Here is a 15,375-nt window from a genome sequence, read left to right on the forward strand (position 1 = left end):
ATACTTCAATTTCAAGCCGCCGCGACCTTCCCCGAGAGTGCCTGATCCATGGCCACCTGAAGCTGTTCCTGGGTGAAAGGCTTCGTCATCCTCAGCATCCGGCCAATGCCGTTGTCTTCCGAGAGTTCGGCATAACCCGAAGCGAGGATGACGGGCAGGCCGGGGAAGGAGGAGCGAAGGTGACGCGCGAGTTCGGCCCCCGTCATGCCGGGCATGGCATGGTCGGTGATGACCAGGTCGCAATCCTGGCCGTCGGAGAGGAATTCCAGGGCCTCGGAAGCGGAAGACGCTTCCCGCGTGAGATGGCCGAGATCTTCCAGCATCGCCACGGTTCCGGTCCTGACGAGCGCGTCGTCGTCGACCACCAGAATGGCCAGCGATCTCGATACCGGTTTCGCCGGCTCTGCCATCGCAGCCTCGGCGACAGAGGGCGCCTTGGCGAAAGCCTCGGCGACGGGAAGCCAAAGCGAAACGGTCGTGCCCTTCCCCCGCATGCTCGCGATCTGGATCGAACCGCCGGATTGCGCCGCCAGGCCATGGACCATCGACAGGCCGAGACCGGTGCCCTTGCCGACACCTTTCGTGGTGAAAAACGGCTCGGCGGCGCGCGAGACGGTCGCCTCGTCCATGCCTTCGCCGTCGTCCGACACCGATATTCTGATGTAATTCCCACCTGCAAGACCGGGCAGGGCCGGCTCTTCGGCCTCAGCGGCGGCCACCGTCACGGCGCCGCCGCTTTCCAGCGCGTCCCGCGCATTGACGAACAGATTGAGCAGCGCCAGTTCCAGCTGGTTGCTGTCCACCAGCAGCGGCGCCAGATCGGCCGGGATGCTTTTGCGGATCTCGATGCGTGGGCCTACCGCCTTGGCGAGAAGATCCTCGACGTTTTCGAACAGCCTGAGGAAATCGACCGCCTGCGGCTTCAATTCCTGCCGGCGCGCGAAGGCGAGCAGGCGCTGGGTCAGCGCCGTGCCGCGCTCGGCAGCCTGGATGGCGTTCGTCACCAGGCGTTCGCTGCGCTCGTCTGCCGGAAGACGCTTCTTCAAAAGGTTGAGGCTGCCAAGCACCGCCATCAGAAGATTGTTGAAATCGTGGGCCACGCCTCCCGTCAGGTGACCGATCGTGTCGAGCTTCTGCGCCTCGAAGAGCTGGGCAAGCGCCTCCTCGCGCTCGCGCGTCTTTTGATCGATCCGGTGCTCCAGCTCTTCGTTGAGCTGACGCAGTTGCGCTGCCGAGGCTTCGAGTTCGGCGGTGCGCTGGCGGACTCTAGCCTCCAGATCCGCGTTCAGGCGTTCAAGCTCCCGCGTCTTCCTGTAGAGATCGGCAAAGACCCTGACCTTGGCTCTCAGCACCTCGGGCACGATCGGGACGGAGACATAGTCGACGGCGCCGACCGCATAGCCGCGCAGCCGGTCGGGTTCGGCAAGCATAACGGCGGAGACGAAGATGATCGGCGTGTTCTGGTAGCGCGGGTGCTGGCGGATCATGCCGACGAGCTCGAAACCGTCCTGCTCGGGCATGCAGACATCGACGAGGATGACGGCGATTTCGGTGCGCAGCAGGTGCTCGAAGGCTTCGCGGGCGGACTGCGCCTTGATGAGGTTTTCCTCGAGTTCTTCGAGGATGACCTCATAGCTCAGGAGCTTGGCGGGCTGATCGTCGACGAGGAGGATGTTGACGGGGTTCATGGCCGGGTCCTCAGCGGTGCAGCCACATGCGCAGAGCCGACAGAAGCTGCTCGGTGTTGACGGGCTTCGCCAGGTAATCCGACGCGCCCGCTTCCAGGCATTTCTCGCGGTCTCCCTTCATCGCCTTGGCCGTCAGCGCCAGGATCGGCAGCCGCCGGAAGCGTGGCTCCGAGCGGATGACCTGCATCGTCTCGTAGCCGTCCATATCAGGCATCATGATGTCCATCAGCACGATCGCGACGGAGGGTTCGTTGTTGATGACGTCGATCGCCTCGCTGCCGGTCGTCGCGGTCAGCACCCTCATGCCACGGCGTTCGAGAACGCTGCTCAGCGCAAAGATGTTGCGCGCATCGTCGTCGACGAGCAGCACGGTCTCGCCGACCAGATCCTCGTCCGAGCTGTGCAGTTCCTGCAGCGTCGCCTGCTTTGCCGCCGGCAGGTCGGCGACCACCCGGTGCAGGAACAGCGCCGTCTCGTCGAGCAGGCGCTCGGGGGACTCGACGCCCTTCACCACGACGCTGCGAGCCATGCTGTGCAGTGTCGCGTCCTCCTCGGGGGAAAGCTCGCGGCCGGTGAAGACGACCACCGGCACTTCGGCGATCTCATCATTGTCGCGTATCTGTTCCAGCACGTCGAAGCCCGACATATCCGGCAGCGTGAGGTCGAGCACGACGCAATCGGCCGAGCCCTGCCGGAGAATGTCGAGCGCTTCCGATCCAGATCCGACGCTCGTTATGTCGATGTCGTCGTGCCCGAGGAGCGCGGTGACGCTCATGCGCTCGGCTTCGTTATCCTCCACCAGCAGCAGATGCTTACGGCGCGGTTCGGCATAGGCCTTCAACCGCGACAGCGCCTTGCCGAGGCCTTCGGGCGTCGTCGGCTTGCTCATGAAGGCGAAGGCACCGCGGGTCAGGCCGTGCTGGCGGTCCTCGTCGAGGCTGATGATCTGCACCGGAATATGCCGCGTCTGCGAATTCTGCTTCAACTGGCTCAGCACCGTCCAGCCGAGCATGTCGGGGAGGAAGATATCGAGGGAGATCGCGGCCGGCCTGTATTCCTGCGCGAGCACGAGCGCATCGCTGCCGCGCATCGCGACCAGCACCTTGAAGCCATTGTCGCGGGCGAGATCGACGAGGACGCGGGCATAATGCGCGTCGTCCTCGACGACGAGGAGCACGGAGTCGCCGGGTTCGATCCGGTGACGGTCATCCGCGACATGCTCGGCCGTTTTTTCGGCGCGGCGGCTCGCAGCCGCTTCCGCGAATTCGACGACGTTTGCCGGCGTCGCGACAGGCTTCAGCGCGACCGCGCCGGCGCCGACATAGGTGAGCGGCAGGTAGAGGACGAAGGTGCTGCCGACACCCGGCGTGCTGCGCAGCTGGATCTCGCCGCCGAGGAGGTTCGCGAGTTCGCGGCTGATTGCGAGACCAAGGCCGGTACCGCCATATTTGCGGCTGGTCGAAGCATCCGCCTGCTGGAAGGCCTCGAAGATGATGCGCTGCTTTTCGGGCGGGATGCCGATGCCGGTATCGACGACCTCGAAGGCGATGACGGACGGCGCATGCCGGAGAGAGGGATGGTCAGGCGACCAGCCGCTCGTCACCGATGCCACACGCAGCGTGACCCCGCCTTGCGCGGTGAATTTAAAGGCGTTTGACAGCAGGTTCTTGAGGATCTGCTGCAGCCGCTTCGAGTCGGTGATGATGCTCTTCGTCACATCAGCGCCGACCTCGATCGCAAAGGAGAGGTTCCGGTTTTCGGCCTCGTGCCGGAAGGGCCGCGCCATGACTTCGAGCAGGTTACTGACGTAGATCTCCTCGGCATCGACCGAGACCGTGCCGGACTCGATCTTTGAAAGATCAAGGATGTCGCTGATGAGGTTCAGCAGATCTGTGCCGGCGCCGTGAATGGTCTTTGCGAACTCGACCTGCTTTACCGAGAGGTTGCCGTCCGGGTTTTCCCCGAGCTGCTGGCCGAGGATCAGGATCGAATTCAAAGGCGTGCGCAATTCATGCGACATGTTGGCGAGGAACTCGGATTTGTACTTCGAGGTCAGCGCAAGCTCGGTCGCCTTTTCCTCGAGCGCGCGTCTTGCCTGCTCGATTTCCTGGTTCTTCGCCTCGACTTCGACGTTGCGCTCTTCCAGCTGCTGCGCCTTCTGCCCGAGCTGCTCGTTGGTCTGCTGCAGCTCGCGCTGCTGCGTCTGCAGCTCCGCGGCGAGCTGCTGCGATTGCTTGAGCAGGCCTTCGGTCTGCATGGTCGCTTCGATCGAGTTGAGAACGATGCCGATCGAGGTCGTCAGCTGGTCGAGGAAGGAAAGCTGCAGCTCGGTGAATTCGCCGGCGGAGGCAAGTTCGATTACCGCCTTCACCTGCCCTTCGAAATGGACCGGCAGGACAATGGCGCTTCGCGGCAGCGTCGTGAACACGCCGGAGCTGATCGGAACGACATTGTCGGGAAGATCAGTGACGAGGATACGGCGGGCATCGCTCGCGCATTGGCCGACGAGGCCCTGGCCGAAGTCGAGCCGCAGCGGATGCGCCGCTTCCACGCCTTGCGCATAGACCGAAAGCAGCGACAGGAACGGCTGCTCTTCGTCGGCATCCACCTGGTAGATCACGCCCTGATGGGCGCCGACGAGCGGCGCAAGCTCCGACAGCAGCATCTTGCCGACCAGCGTCAGGTCGCGCTGGCCCTGCAGCATGTTGGTGAAGCGCGCGAGGTTGGTCTTCAGCCAGTCCTGCTCGGTGTTGCGCTCCGTCGTCAGGCGCAGGTTGTCGATCATCGTGTTGATGTTGTCCTTGAGCTCGGCCACTTCGCCGCGCGCGTCGACCTGGATCGACCGCGTCAGGTCGCCCTTGGTGACGGCTGTGGCAACCTCGGCGATGGCGCGCACCTGGGTCGTGAGATTCGCGGCCAACAGATTGACGTTACCCGTCAGATCCTTCCACGTTCCCGCGGTGCCCGGCACGTTCGCCTGACCGCCGAGGCGGCCTTCCACACCCACTTCACGCGCCACGGTGGTCACCTGATCTGCGAAGGTCGCAAGCGTATTGGTCATGTTGTTGATGGTTTCGGCGAGCGCCGCCACCTCGCCCTTGGAGGCGACGGTGAGGTTCTGCTTGAGGTCGCCGTTTGCGACGGCCGTCACCACCTTGACGATGCCGCGCACCTGTTCGGTGAGGTTTGCGGCCATGACGTTGACCGTGTCGGTCAGATCCTTCCAGGTGCCGGCGACACCCGGCACCTGCGCCTGGCCGCCGAGCTTGCCTTCGGTGCCGACTTCGCGGGCAACACGCGTCACTTCACCGGCAAAGGCGTTGAGCTGGTCCACCATCGTGTTGATGGTGTTCTTCAGTTCGAGAATTTCGCCCTTCACGTCGACCGTGATCTTGCGCGAGAGGTCGCCACGCGCGACGGCGGTGGTGACTTCGGCGATGTTTCGCACCTGGGTCGTCAGGTTGGCGGCGAGCAGGTTGACGTTGTCGGTCAGGTCCTTCCAGGTACCAGCAACACCGGGAACGACGGCCTGGCCGCCGAGGCGACCGTCGGTACCGACTTCGCGAGCGACGCGCGTGACTTCGCCGGCGAAGGAGCGAAGCTGGTCGACCATGGTGTTCAACGTGTCCTTCAAGAGCAGGATTTCGCCGCGCACGTCGACGGTGATCTTGCGTGAGAGGTCGCCATTGGCGATGGCGGTCGCCACCTCGGCGATATTGCGCACCTGCGCCGTCAGGTTGCCGGCCATGGAGTTGACGCTGTCGGTCAGATCCTTCCACGTGCCGGCAACACCAGAGACCTGCGCCTGGCCGCCGAGCTTGCCTTCGGTGCCGACTTCGCGGGCAACACGCGTGACTTCGCCGGCAAAGGCGTTGAGCTGATCCACCATCGTGTTGATGGTGTTCTTCAGTTCGAGGATTTCCCCCTTCACGTCGACAGTAATCTTGCGCGAGAGGTCGCCGCGCGCCACTGCCGTCGTGACTTCGGCGATGTTGCGTACCTGACCGGTAAGGTTGGAGGCCATGGAGTTGACGTTTTCGGTCAGATCCTTCCAGGTGCCGGCGACTCCAGGCACCTGCGCCTGGCCGCCGAGCTTGCCTTCGGTGCCGACTTCGCGCGCCACGCGCGTCACCTCGGAGGCGAAGCGGTTCAGCTGGTCCACCATGGTGTTCAGCGTTTCCTTGAGCTCCAGGATTTCGCCCGAGACGGACACGGTGATCTTTTTCGACAGGTCGCCATTGGCGATCGCGGTGGAGACTTCGGCGATGTTGCGTACCTGCGCCGTCAAATTGCCGGCCATGGAGTTGACGCTGTCGGTCAGATCCTTCCACGTGCCGGCCACACCGAGCACGTTCGCCTGGCCGCCGAGCCGTCCTTCCGTGCCGACTTCGCGCGCCACGCGCGTCACTTCACCGGCAAAACCGTTCAGCTGATCGACCATCGTGTTGATGGTCTCCTTCAACTCGAGGATTTCGCCCGACACCGTCACCGTGATCTTCTTGGAAAGGTCGCCCTGGGCGACCGCGGTCGCGACTTCGGCGATGTTGCGCACCTGGCCGGTCAGGTTCGAGGCCATGGAATTGACGCTGTCGGTCAAATCCTTCCAGGTGCCGGCCACACCACGCACATTCGCCTGGCCGCCGAGCCGGCCTTCCGTTCCGACTTCGCGGGCGACACGCGTCACCTCCGAAGCAAAGGCGTTCAACTGGTCGACCATCGTATTGATGGTTTCCTTCAGTTCGAGGATTTCGCCCTTCACGTCGACGGTGATCTTCTTCGACAGGTCGCCATTGGCGATCGCTGTGGAGACTTCGGCGATATTGCGCACCTGCGCAGTCAGGTTGCCGCCCATCGAGTTGACGTTTTCGGTCAGGTCCTTCCAGGTGCCGGCGACACCGCGCACGTTCGCCTGGCCACCGAGACGGCCTTCCGTGCCGACTTCGCGCGCCACGCGCGTCACTTCCGAGGCGAAGGCGTTCAGCTGGTCTACCATCGTATTGATGGTTTCCTTGAGCTCCAGGATTTCGCCCGAGACCGTGACCGTGATCTTCTTCGACAGGTCGCCATTGGCGATGGCGGTCGAGACTTCGGCGATGTTGCGCACCTGTGCCGTCAGGTTCGAGGCCATGGAATTGACGTTGTCGGTCAGGTCCTTCCAGGTGCCGGCCACGCCAGGCACCTGCGCCTGACCGCCGAGACGGCCCTCGGTGCCGACTTCGCGCGCGACGCGCGTCACCTCGCCGGCAAAGCCGTTCAGCTGATCGACCATCGTATTGATGGTTTCCTTGAGTTCGAGGATTTCGCCCGAGACGTCGACGGTGATCTTGCGCGAGAGGTCGCCACGCGCCACCGCTGTCGTCACCTGGGCGATGTTGCGCACCTGGGCCGTGAGGTTGCCGCACATGGCATTGACCGAGTCGGTCAAGTCCTTCCAGGTGCCGGCGACGCCTGGCACCAGCGCCTGCCCGCCGAGCTTGCCTTCGGTGCCGACCTCGCGGGCGACGCGCGTCACTTCGGAGGCGAAGGAGCGCAGCTGGTCGACCATGGTGTTGATGGCTTCCTTGAGCTGCAGGATTTCGCCGCGCACGTCGACGGTGATCTTCTTGGACAAGTCGCCGTTGGCGACCGCGATCGTCACTTCGGCGATGTTGCGCACCTGCGCCGTCAGGTTCGACGCCATCGAGTTCACGCTTTCGGTCAGGTCCTTCCAGACGCCCGTCACCTCCGGCACCTGCGCCTGACCGCCGAGCTTGCCGTCGGTGCCGACTTCGCGGGCGACGCGCGTCACCTCCGAGGTAAAGACGCTGAGCTGCTTGATCATCGTGTTGACGATATCGGCCGAGCGCAGGAATTCGCCTTTCAGAGCCCGCCCGTCGACGTCGAGCGGCACGGTCTGCAGCAGGTCACCCTTGGCGACCGCGGTGATCGTGCGCGTGACGGCCGTCGTCGGCCAGAGGAGGTCGTCGATCAGCCCGTTGATCGAGCCTTCCATTTCGGACCAGGAACCATCCGACAGGCCGAAGCGCACCCGCGTGCTCGTCCGCCCGTCGCGGCCGACGACCTGGCCGACATGTTCGAGCTGCTGGGCCATGCGCTGATTGGCGGCGATGATGTCGTTCAAGGCATCGGCGACCTTGCCGGTGACGCCGGTGAGATCGGAGCGCATGCGCACGGAAAAATCGCCGCGCCTGACCGCGACAAGGACTTCCAGAAGCGCGCTGGCGTCGTCGAACGCCATGGTTTTGTGGTCGCGCCCGTTAAGGCTCTCTGCCACGGCGTCGTCGCGCGAAAATTCACTGGTTTGCTTGCTCACGGATTCCCCCTTGTTCGAAAACAAGTAATTAGGGCTCGACTGGAAAAAGGGTATGGGGGATCGGCAGGGTTGCAGAGGCCGGCATGGCAGGCGCCGAAGGCCAAACTTTGCCTGCGCGGGAACAGTTTCCCGGCGGCCGTCGTTTCCGTTTGACAAGGAGAACGACATGTCGAACGTCTCAAGGACAGGCAAGGACGAGATCAACAACGCGACCAGCCCGACGACTTTCGGAAGGTCGGTCGAGAGCCAGGCACAGATGCGGGATGCGGCGGCGGAGGCATCGCCCGAAACCGGCGGCGAAATGCTGAACGTCTACCGGCTGGAACCGATCGCCAGACCCGACGATCCCAGATGGGACAATGCTCCGAGCCACGGCACCATCGTCGTGGCCGCCCGGACGCCCGGCGACGCCAGAATTGTCGCCGCTGCCCGCGAACTCGATTTCATGGAAGTGGATGCCGCACCCGCCGAAGATGTGACAACGACCAATGCCAGTGCTTTCCGCGACGACAAGCTCTATACTGTCATCGAGATCGACCGGCACAGGCGCGATCTCAAACGCGGCATTCTCGACGGCACGGTGTCGGTCGACACCATCCGCTCGGTGGAGCCGGAATAGGGTTCCTTCCTTTTCATCGGAGTTCTCATGAATACGGCCAATCTGCAGCTCAAGGGCCTGATCATGGCGATGGCCTCGCTATGCGACGCGATCGTCGAGAAGGAATTGCTCACGCGTGGCGAAATCGATGCCGCGCTCTCGAAAGCTCAACGGGCGATCGAGGAAGATGATGATCACGAGCTCTCCGGAGCCAATCGCGCGGCGATCCTGTTTCCGGTCCGCGTGCTGCAGCTCGCCGGCGAAGCCGGCCGCAAAGGCGAAGGGGCCACGTTTTCGGATTACGCGAGGCTTGTGGGCAGGCTCGGCTGACCATGCTCGACGGCTTTGCTTGCGACACCGGCGATCATTGATCCGGCGCCGGCATTCGGGCTGTCGATTTTTGCGATAAGTTGATCTTTTTAGTCTTGTTTTCCGGTCGCTCCTGCGGCTATACCCCGGCCGCATATCTTCACGCACCGGGATTTTCATCGTGACCAGCCTCAAATCACTTCTGGCCGCCTGCGGCCTCTCCGCCCTGATCAGCCTTGCCGCAACCCCGTCTTTCGCCGGTTCGACGACCTATCCGCTGACGCTGGAGAACTGCGGCGCCGAAGTCACCTTCAAGAAGGCGCCCGAGCGGGCAATCGGGCTTGGCCAGAACAGTGCGGAAATCCTGCTGCTGCTCGGCCTTCAGGACAAGATGGTCGGCACCGCCTTCTGGCCGAGCAAGGTCCTGCCGCAGCTCACTGACGCCAATGCCAAGGTCAAGCTTCTCACAGTCGAAATGCCGACTTTCGAATCGATCCTGGCCGAAAATCCCGACTTCGTTGCTGCCGCCTTGCCGAGCCTGGTCGGGCCGAACAGCAAAGTCGCCAAGCGCGAAGATTTCGACAAGGTCGGCGTTTCAACCTATCTCTCGCCCAGCACCTGCCTCAGCACCAAGGATGTCAAGGATCAGTACGGCAGCCGCGCCGAGCTCTGGAACATGGATCTTCTCTACAAGGAGATCGACGAACTCTCTCAGATCTTCGACGTTGCCGATCGCGGCCAGGCGCTGATCGCCGATTTCAAGGCGCGTGAAGCCAAGCTTCGCGGCAGCGTTTCCAAGGACGGCAAGAATCTCTCCTACGTCTTCTGGTTCTCGAGCCCCAGCCCGTCGGCCGACGCCTATCTCGGCGGCAAGAACAGCGCTTCCGGCTTCATCGCCGACCTCCTCGGCGGCCACAATGCCATTACCGCGGAAGCGGAATGGCCAACCGTCGGCTGGGAAGGCATCATCGCCTCCAATCCCGACGTCATCGTCGTCGCCAGCCTCGACCGCAACCGCTGGGAGCTCGACAAGCCTGAGGCCAAGATCAACTTCCTGAACACCGATCCGGCCGTCAGCCAGATCCCGGCCGTCAAGAACAAGGCGCTTGTCGTCATGGACGGCCAGGCGATGAACCCGACCATCCGCACGATCTACGGCGCCGAGCAGGTGGCCGAGCAGCTGAAGGCGCTTGGTCTGCTGAAGTGACCGACGCAGGCCGTCTCTTCCGGCAGCTGGGAGCCGTCACCGCACTGCTCCTCGCCTCCCTCTGCCTCATCGCTGTCGCCATCGGCGTCAGCGTCGGGATCGGCGATCTGCCGATTCCGCTTGCGACCACCTTCTCCGCCGTCACCAATCGGCTCGGCTGGACCGCGGTCGAGCTGAACCACATCCATGAGACCGTCATCTGGGACTATCGCCTGAGCCGCGCACTCGTCGCCGCCTTCTGCGGCGCGGGGCTGGCGCTGTCGGGCGCGATCATGCAGTCGCTGCTGCGCAATCCGCTTGCCGAACCCTATGTTCTCGGCATTTCCGCAGGCGCCTCTACCGGCGCCGTCGCGATCGTCATCCTGGGCGTCGGCGCTGGCGCTGTATCGCTCTCGGCAGGCGCCTTCGCCGGCGCCTTCTCGGCCTTCTTCTTCGTGGCGCTGCTGTCGAACGGCACGCGCGGCGGCGCGGACCGCACAATCCTTGCCGGTGTCGCCGCATCGCAACTCTTCAACGCCTCGACCTCCTATATCGTCACCACCTCGGCCAATGCGCAGCAGGCCCGCGACGTCATGTTCTGGCTGCTCGGCAGCTTCAGCGGCGTGCGCTGGCCGGAATTCGCGCTGGTCTCGGTCGTCGTCGCCTTCGGCCTCGCCGCCTGTCTGCTTTACGCCCGCGTGCTCGATGCCTTCGCCTTCGGCGACGAAGCGGCATCCTCGCTCGGCGTCAATGTCGGCCGCGCCCGCATGGTGCTTTTCGCGCTGACCGCGATGATGACGGCGACCATCGTCAGCATGGTCGGCTCGATCGGCTTCGTCGGCCTTGTCGTGCCGCATGTCGCCCGCTTCGCCGTGGGGCCGCTCCATATCCGCCTGCTTCCGGCCTGCGCCATCGCGGGAGCGATCTTCATGGTCCTCGCCGACATCGCCTCGCGCGCCCTCATTCCCGGTCAAATCCTGCCGATCGGCGTCGTGACGGCGCTGGTGGGCGTGCCTTTCTTCTCGATCATCCTCTACCGGTTCCAGCGCGCGTCATGAGCATTAAGGCCGACAACCTCACCTGGAAAATTGGCAGGAAGACCATTCTGGACGGCGTTTCCATGGAGGCGCAGCCCGGCCGGATGCTCGGCCTGCTCGGGCCGAACGGCTCGGGCAAGACGTCGCTGCTCAGGCTTCTCGCCGGCCTCAAGCGCCCGCATTCCGGCCGCGTCACGCTCGACCGCAGCGATATCGGCAAGATCAGCCGCCGCTCGATCGCCCGGCGCATCGCCTTCGTCGAGCAGCACGCGACGACGAACGCCAATCTGAAGGTCGTCGACGTCGTCAAGCTCGGCCGCTTCCCGCACCGGTCGATGTTCTCCGGCTGGACGAGAGCCGACGAAGAGGCGGTCGAGGCCGCACTGGCGCGCGCCGGCATGGCGGAAAAGCGCGACGAGCGCTGGCAGAGCCTCTCGGGCGGCGAAAAACAGCGCACCCACATCGCCAGGGCGCTCGCCCAGTCGCCGCAGGAGCTGATCCTCGACGAACCGACAAATCATCTCGACATTCAGCACCAGATCGGCCTGATGCGGCTCGTCTCCGGCCTGCCGATCACCAGCATCGTCGCGCTGCACGATCTCAACCATGCCGCCATGTTCTGCGATGAACTCGTTGTAATGCAGCAGGGCAGGATCGTCGCCTCGGGGGCGCCTGAGGAGGTGCTGAGCGAGACGCTTCTGCGCGAGGTCTTTTCCATCGAGGCCCGCGTCGAAGCCTCACCCTATCATTCGCGCCCGCACATCCATTATCTCAAGTGAGCGACCGCTCTCACGTCAGGATCTGCAGCGGCAAAGCCGTCGTCTTTTTCAGCGTCTTCAAGACGATGCTCGATTTGACCGAGGCGAGATTGTCGGTGACGCGGATCATTCTTTCGAGAAACTGGCTGAGATGTTCGAGGTCGCGTGTCATGACCTTCATCAGAAAATCGGCGTCTCCGGTCTGCGAATAACATTCGAGAATCTCCGGCGCGGTCTCGATGAAGCGATGGAGCTGCTCATTTCCGCCCTCCGTATGCGCTCTCAAGCTGACAAGCGTATGGGCGACGACGGTGAAACCCAGCTTGACCGGATTGAGGATGGCCACCACGCTCTGGATATATTGCTCGTTACGCAGCCTTTCCAAACGGCGGGCGCATTGGGTCGCGGAGAGATTGACCTTCTGAGACAGTTCGCTCTGCGTCAACTCGCTGTTCTGCTGGAGAGCGGCGAGCAGTTTGATATCGAACGGGTCAAGCATGACCACCCCTCCCCGACGGTGATTTTCTGCATATTATAGCCTCCTTTCACCGAAAGTCTGCATACTCACGCCAATACAGGGAGAAAATCGCAGAAAATCGCCGCGAGATTTCAGTTAATCTCCAGCGACTTGGAAAAGCGAGGTGGAACTGTGTTTGACAAACTGAACAGCAGGCCGGCTGACAGCCTTCTTGCCCTCATCAAGGCCTTCCAGGCCGACGATCGCCCGGGAAAAATCGACCTCGGCGTCGGCGTCTATCGCGACGCGATGGGACGCACGCCCGTCATGCGGGCCGTGAAGGCGGCGGAGCAGTTTCTGCTGGAAAACCAGGACAGCAAGAAATATCTCGGCCCGGAAGGCGACCTGCAATTCGTGCGCCTGCTTGAGCCGATCATCTTCGGAAACGCGCCTGTTTTCGCTCATCGCCTCGTCGGCATTCAGACGCCGGGCGGCAGCGGCGCTTTGCGTCTCGGCGCCGAACTCATCCAGGCGGCAAATCCATCGGCGAAGGTTCTGCTGGGAACCCCCAGCTGGCCCAATCATGCACCGATCTTCGCCTCGGCACGCTTGGCCGTAAAGGAATATGCCTTTGTCGATCTGACGTCACAGCAGGTCAAATTCGAAAGCGTCATTGCCGCCTTGTCTTCCGCTGGGGAAGGCGACGTCGTGCTGCTTCACGGCTGCTGCCATAACCCGACCGGCATCGACTTCACCATGGAGCAGTGGCAAGAGATTACCGATCTCCTCGTTACACACAGGCTCGTGCCCTTCATCGATCTTGCCTATCAGGGGCTCGGCGACGGTCTCGAACAGGATGCCGCGCCAACGCGCATGATCCTTAATGCGGTCGATGAGGCGTTGATCGCTTATTCCTGCGACAAGAACTTCGGCCTCTATCGCGAGCGCGTCGGCGCGCTCTATGTCGTGGCTCGCAATGGCGATGACGTGAAGAAAGCCGAAAGCAACATGGCCGCACTCGCCCGTGTCAACTGGTCCATGCCGCCGGACCATGGGGCCGCCATCGTCAGGTGTATTCTCGAAAGCCCTGATATGACGGCGATGTGGCGCGCCGAACTCGAAGAGATGTGCCAGCGCGTCAACGGCAATCGTGCGGCACTTGCCGCTGCCTCTCCCGATCTCGCCTTCATCAGCCGGCAGCGCGGGCTGTTTTCCAATCTCTCCATGTCCAAGGAAACGGCGGTCGCGCTCAGGGCAAACCACGGCATCTACATGGCCGATTCCGGGCGCATGAACCTTGCCGGCATGCAGCCCGCCGATGCCGGCGCCATCGTCGCAGCGCTCCGGACCGAAGGCTGCCTGAAGTCATAACCGAACGCGGCATTGGAGCCTCCGAATGAGCAGGAAAGAAACGACCGGCCAGGCGATCACCCGTTCGCTTGTCGCCCATGACATCGACACGGTCTTCGGCATCCCCGGCGCCCATATGTATGATTTCAACGACGCCCTCTATGACGCCGGCGATAAGATCCGGTTCATTCATACAAGGCACGAACAGGGTGCGGCCTACATGGCCTACGGCTATGCCAAATCCACCGGCCGGATCGGCGCCTATACCGTCGTGCCCGGCCCGGGCGTGCTCAATTCCGGCGCGGCGCTTTGCACCGCTTACGGCGCCAACGCGCCGGTGCTCTGCATCACCGGCAACATCATGTCCCATCTGATCGGCCAGGGCAGAGGACAGTTGCACGAACTGCCGGATCAGCTCGCGACGATGCGCGGGATCACCAAGACGGCGGAACGCATCAATCATCAGTCCGAGGCCGGTTCCGTGATGGCCGGAGTCGTCTCCAAGATGCTCTCCGGTCGCCAGGGTCCGGGAGCGATCGAAGCTCCCTGGGACGTGTTCGGACAATCCGGACCCGAGATCGACATTCCCGTTGCCGCGAAAGCGCCTCACCCGGCCGTCAATCCCGATCAGATCGCCGCGGCGGCGGCGCTGATATCAGGCGCCAAGAACCCGATGATCATGGTCGGCGGCGGCGCGGCGGATGCCGGCGCGGAGATTGCTGCGCTGGCGGAGTTGCTTCAGGCGCCCGTCGCCTCCCATCGCTCCGGCAAGGGCATCGTCGCAGACGACCACCCCAATTATCTGAATTTCGTCGCCGCCTATGAATACTGGAAGAAGGTCGACGTGCTGATCGGGATCGGCAGCCGGCTCGAATTGCAGTTCATGCGCTGGAAGTGGCTTCCGAAAGGGCTCAAGATCATCCGCATCGACATCGATCCCACGGAGATGGTCCGCCTCAAGCCCGATGTCGGCATCGTCGCGGATGCAAGCGACGGGACACAGGCGCTGACCGATGCGCTGGCTGGGTTCGTCCGCGAGGATCGCACGCGGGAATTTGCCGAATTCAACGAAGAGGCCAAGTCTCGCTTCTCGGCAGTCCAGCCGCAGCTTGGTTATCTCCAAGCCATTCGCGCAGCTTTACCGAGAGACGGTTTCTTCGTCGAGGAAGTCAGCCAGATGGGTTTCACCGCCCGCTTCGCCTTCCCGGTCTATGGCCCGCGCCAATATGTGACATGCGGCTATCAGGACAATCTCGGCTTTGGCTTTAACACCGCCTTGGGCGTGAAGGTCGCCAATCCCGACAAAGCGGTGATCTCCGTTTCAGGCGATGGCGGCTTCATGTTCGGCGTCCAGGAACTTGCCACCGCCGTCCAGCATAAGATCAACGTCATCGCCATCGTCTTCAACAACTCTGCCTACGGCAATGTGCTGCGCGACCAGAAGCAGACCTATAAGGGCCGCTACCTCGGCTCGGATCTCACCAACCCCGATTTCGTCGCCCTTGGCGAAAGCTTCGGCATCCGATCCTTCAAGGTGGCAAGCCCTGGCGAATTGAGAGACATATTGGAGAAGGCGCTCTCACTCGATGAGCCAGTCCTTATCGAGGTGCCGATCGAAAAAGGGTCCGAGGCAAGCCCCTGGCCCTACATTCATCCGGCTCCGCACGCGGAATGACCGC

At 63.0% G+C, this 15,375-nt stretch carries 10 protein-coding genes; 7 read left to right on the forward strand and 3 right to left on the reverse strand.

All coding sequences use genetic code 11. From position 1 onward, the window contains the following. Window positions 1–11: 11 nt before the first annotated feature. Window positions 12–1,688 (reverse strand): response regulator, encoded by a 1,677-nt coding sequence (locus NE852_RS29270; RefSeq protein WP_258157149.1) that lies wholly within the window; start codon window positions 1,686–1,688, stop codon window positions 12–14. Between the two features lie 10 nt (window positions 1,689–1,698). Then, a complete protein-coding gene (locus NE852_RS29275) occupies window positions 1,699–8,001 on the reverse strand; it encodes a HAMP domain-containing protein (RefSeq protein WP_258157150.1) in 6,303 nt (2,100 codons plus the stop codon). Window positions 8,002–8,167: 166 nt separating this feature from the next. On the opposite strand from NE852_RS29275, the gene NE852_RS29280 reads away from it, so the two are divergent. The 5 genes from NE852_RS29280 to NE852_RS29300 all read left to right on the forward strand — a co-directional run bounded on the left by NE852_RS29280 (window position 8,168) and on the right by NE852_RS29300 (window position 11,910). After that, a complete protein-coding gene (locus NE852_RS29280; RefSeq protein WP_008532323.1) occupies window positions 8,168–8,620 on the forward strand; it encodes a hypothetical protein in 453 nt (150 codons plus the stop codon). Window positions 8,621–8,647: 27 nt separating this feature from the next. Then, a complete protein-coding gene (locus NE852_RS29285) occupies window positions 8,648–8,929 on the forward strand; it encodes a hypothetical protein (RefSeq protein ID WP_008532320.1) in 282 nt (93 codons plus the stop codon). A 160-nt stretch (window positions 8,930–9,089) separates the two neighbouring features. Then, a complete protein-coding gene (locus tag NE852_RS29290; RefSeq protein ID WP_258157151.1) occupies window positions 9,090–10,115 on the forward strand; it encodes an ABC transporter substrate-binding protein in 1,026 nt (341 codons plus the stop codon). Next, the gene (locus tag NE852_RS29295; RefSeq protein WP_008532314.1) at window positions 10,112–11,152 is read left to right on the forward strand and encodes an iron ABC transporter permease; all 1,041 of its coding nucleotides are present in this window, start codon (window positions 10,112–10,114) and stop codon (window positions 11,150–11,152) included. Before NE852_RS29290 ends, NE852_RS29295 begins: the two co-directional genes overlap by 4 nt. Beyond that, window positions 11,149–11,910 (forward strand): ABC transporter ATP-binding protein, encoded by a 762-nt coding sequence (locus NE852_RS29300; RefSeq protein ID WP_008532312.1) that lies wholly within the window; start codon window positions 11,149–11,151, stop codon window positions 11,908–11,910. The genes NE852_RS29295 and NE852_RS29300 overlap by 4 nt, the downstream gene beginning before the upstream one ends. A gap of 10 nt (window positions 11,911–11,920) precedes the next feature. Here the strand turns inward: NE852_RS29300 and NE852_RS29305 are convergent, their stop codons facing one another. Next, entirely contained in the window at window positions 11,921–12,388 is a 468-nt protein-coding gene (locus tag NE852_RS29305; RefSeq protein WP_008532311.1) for an Lrp/AsnC family transcriptional regulator, read from the reverse strand. 150 nt (window positions 12,389–12,538) lie between these two features. Between NE852_RS29305 and NE852_RS29310 the strand changes: the two genes are divergently transcribed. Together NE852_RS29310 and NE852_RS29315 are read left to right on the forward strand one after the other, a co-directional pair. After that, window positions 12,539–13,717, forward strand: coding sequence for an amino acid aminotransferase (locus NE852_RS29310; protein WP_008532310.1), 1,179 nt, complete (start codon window positions 12,539–12,541; stop codon window positions 13,715–13,717). Between the two features lie 25 nt (window positions 13,718–13,742). Continuing rightward, the gene (locus tag NE852_RS29315) at window positions 13,743–15,371 is read left to right on the forward strand and encodes a thiamine pyrophosphate-dependent enzyme (RefSeq protein WP_008532309.1); all 1,629 of its coding nucleotides are present in this window, start codon (window positions 13,743–13,745) and stop codon (window positions 15,369–15,371) included. Window positions 15,372–15,375 lie beyond the last annotated feature (4 nt).

The organism is Rhizobium sp. Pop5 (assembly GCF_024721175.1).
Classification (GTDB): domain Bacteria; phylum Pseudomonadota; class Alphaproteobacteria; order Rhizobiales; family Rhizobiaceae; genus Rhizobium.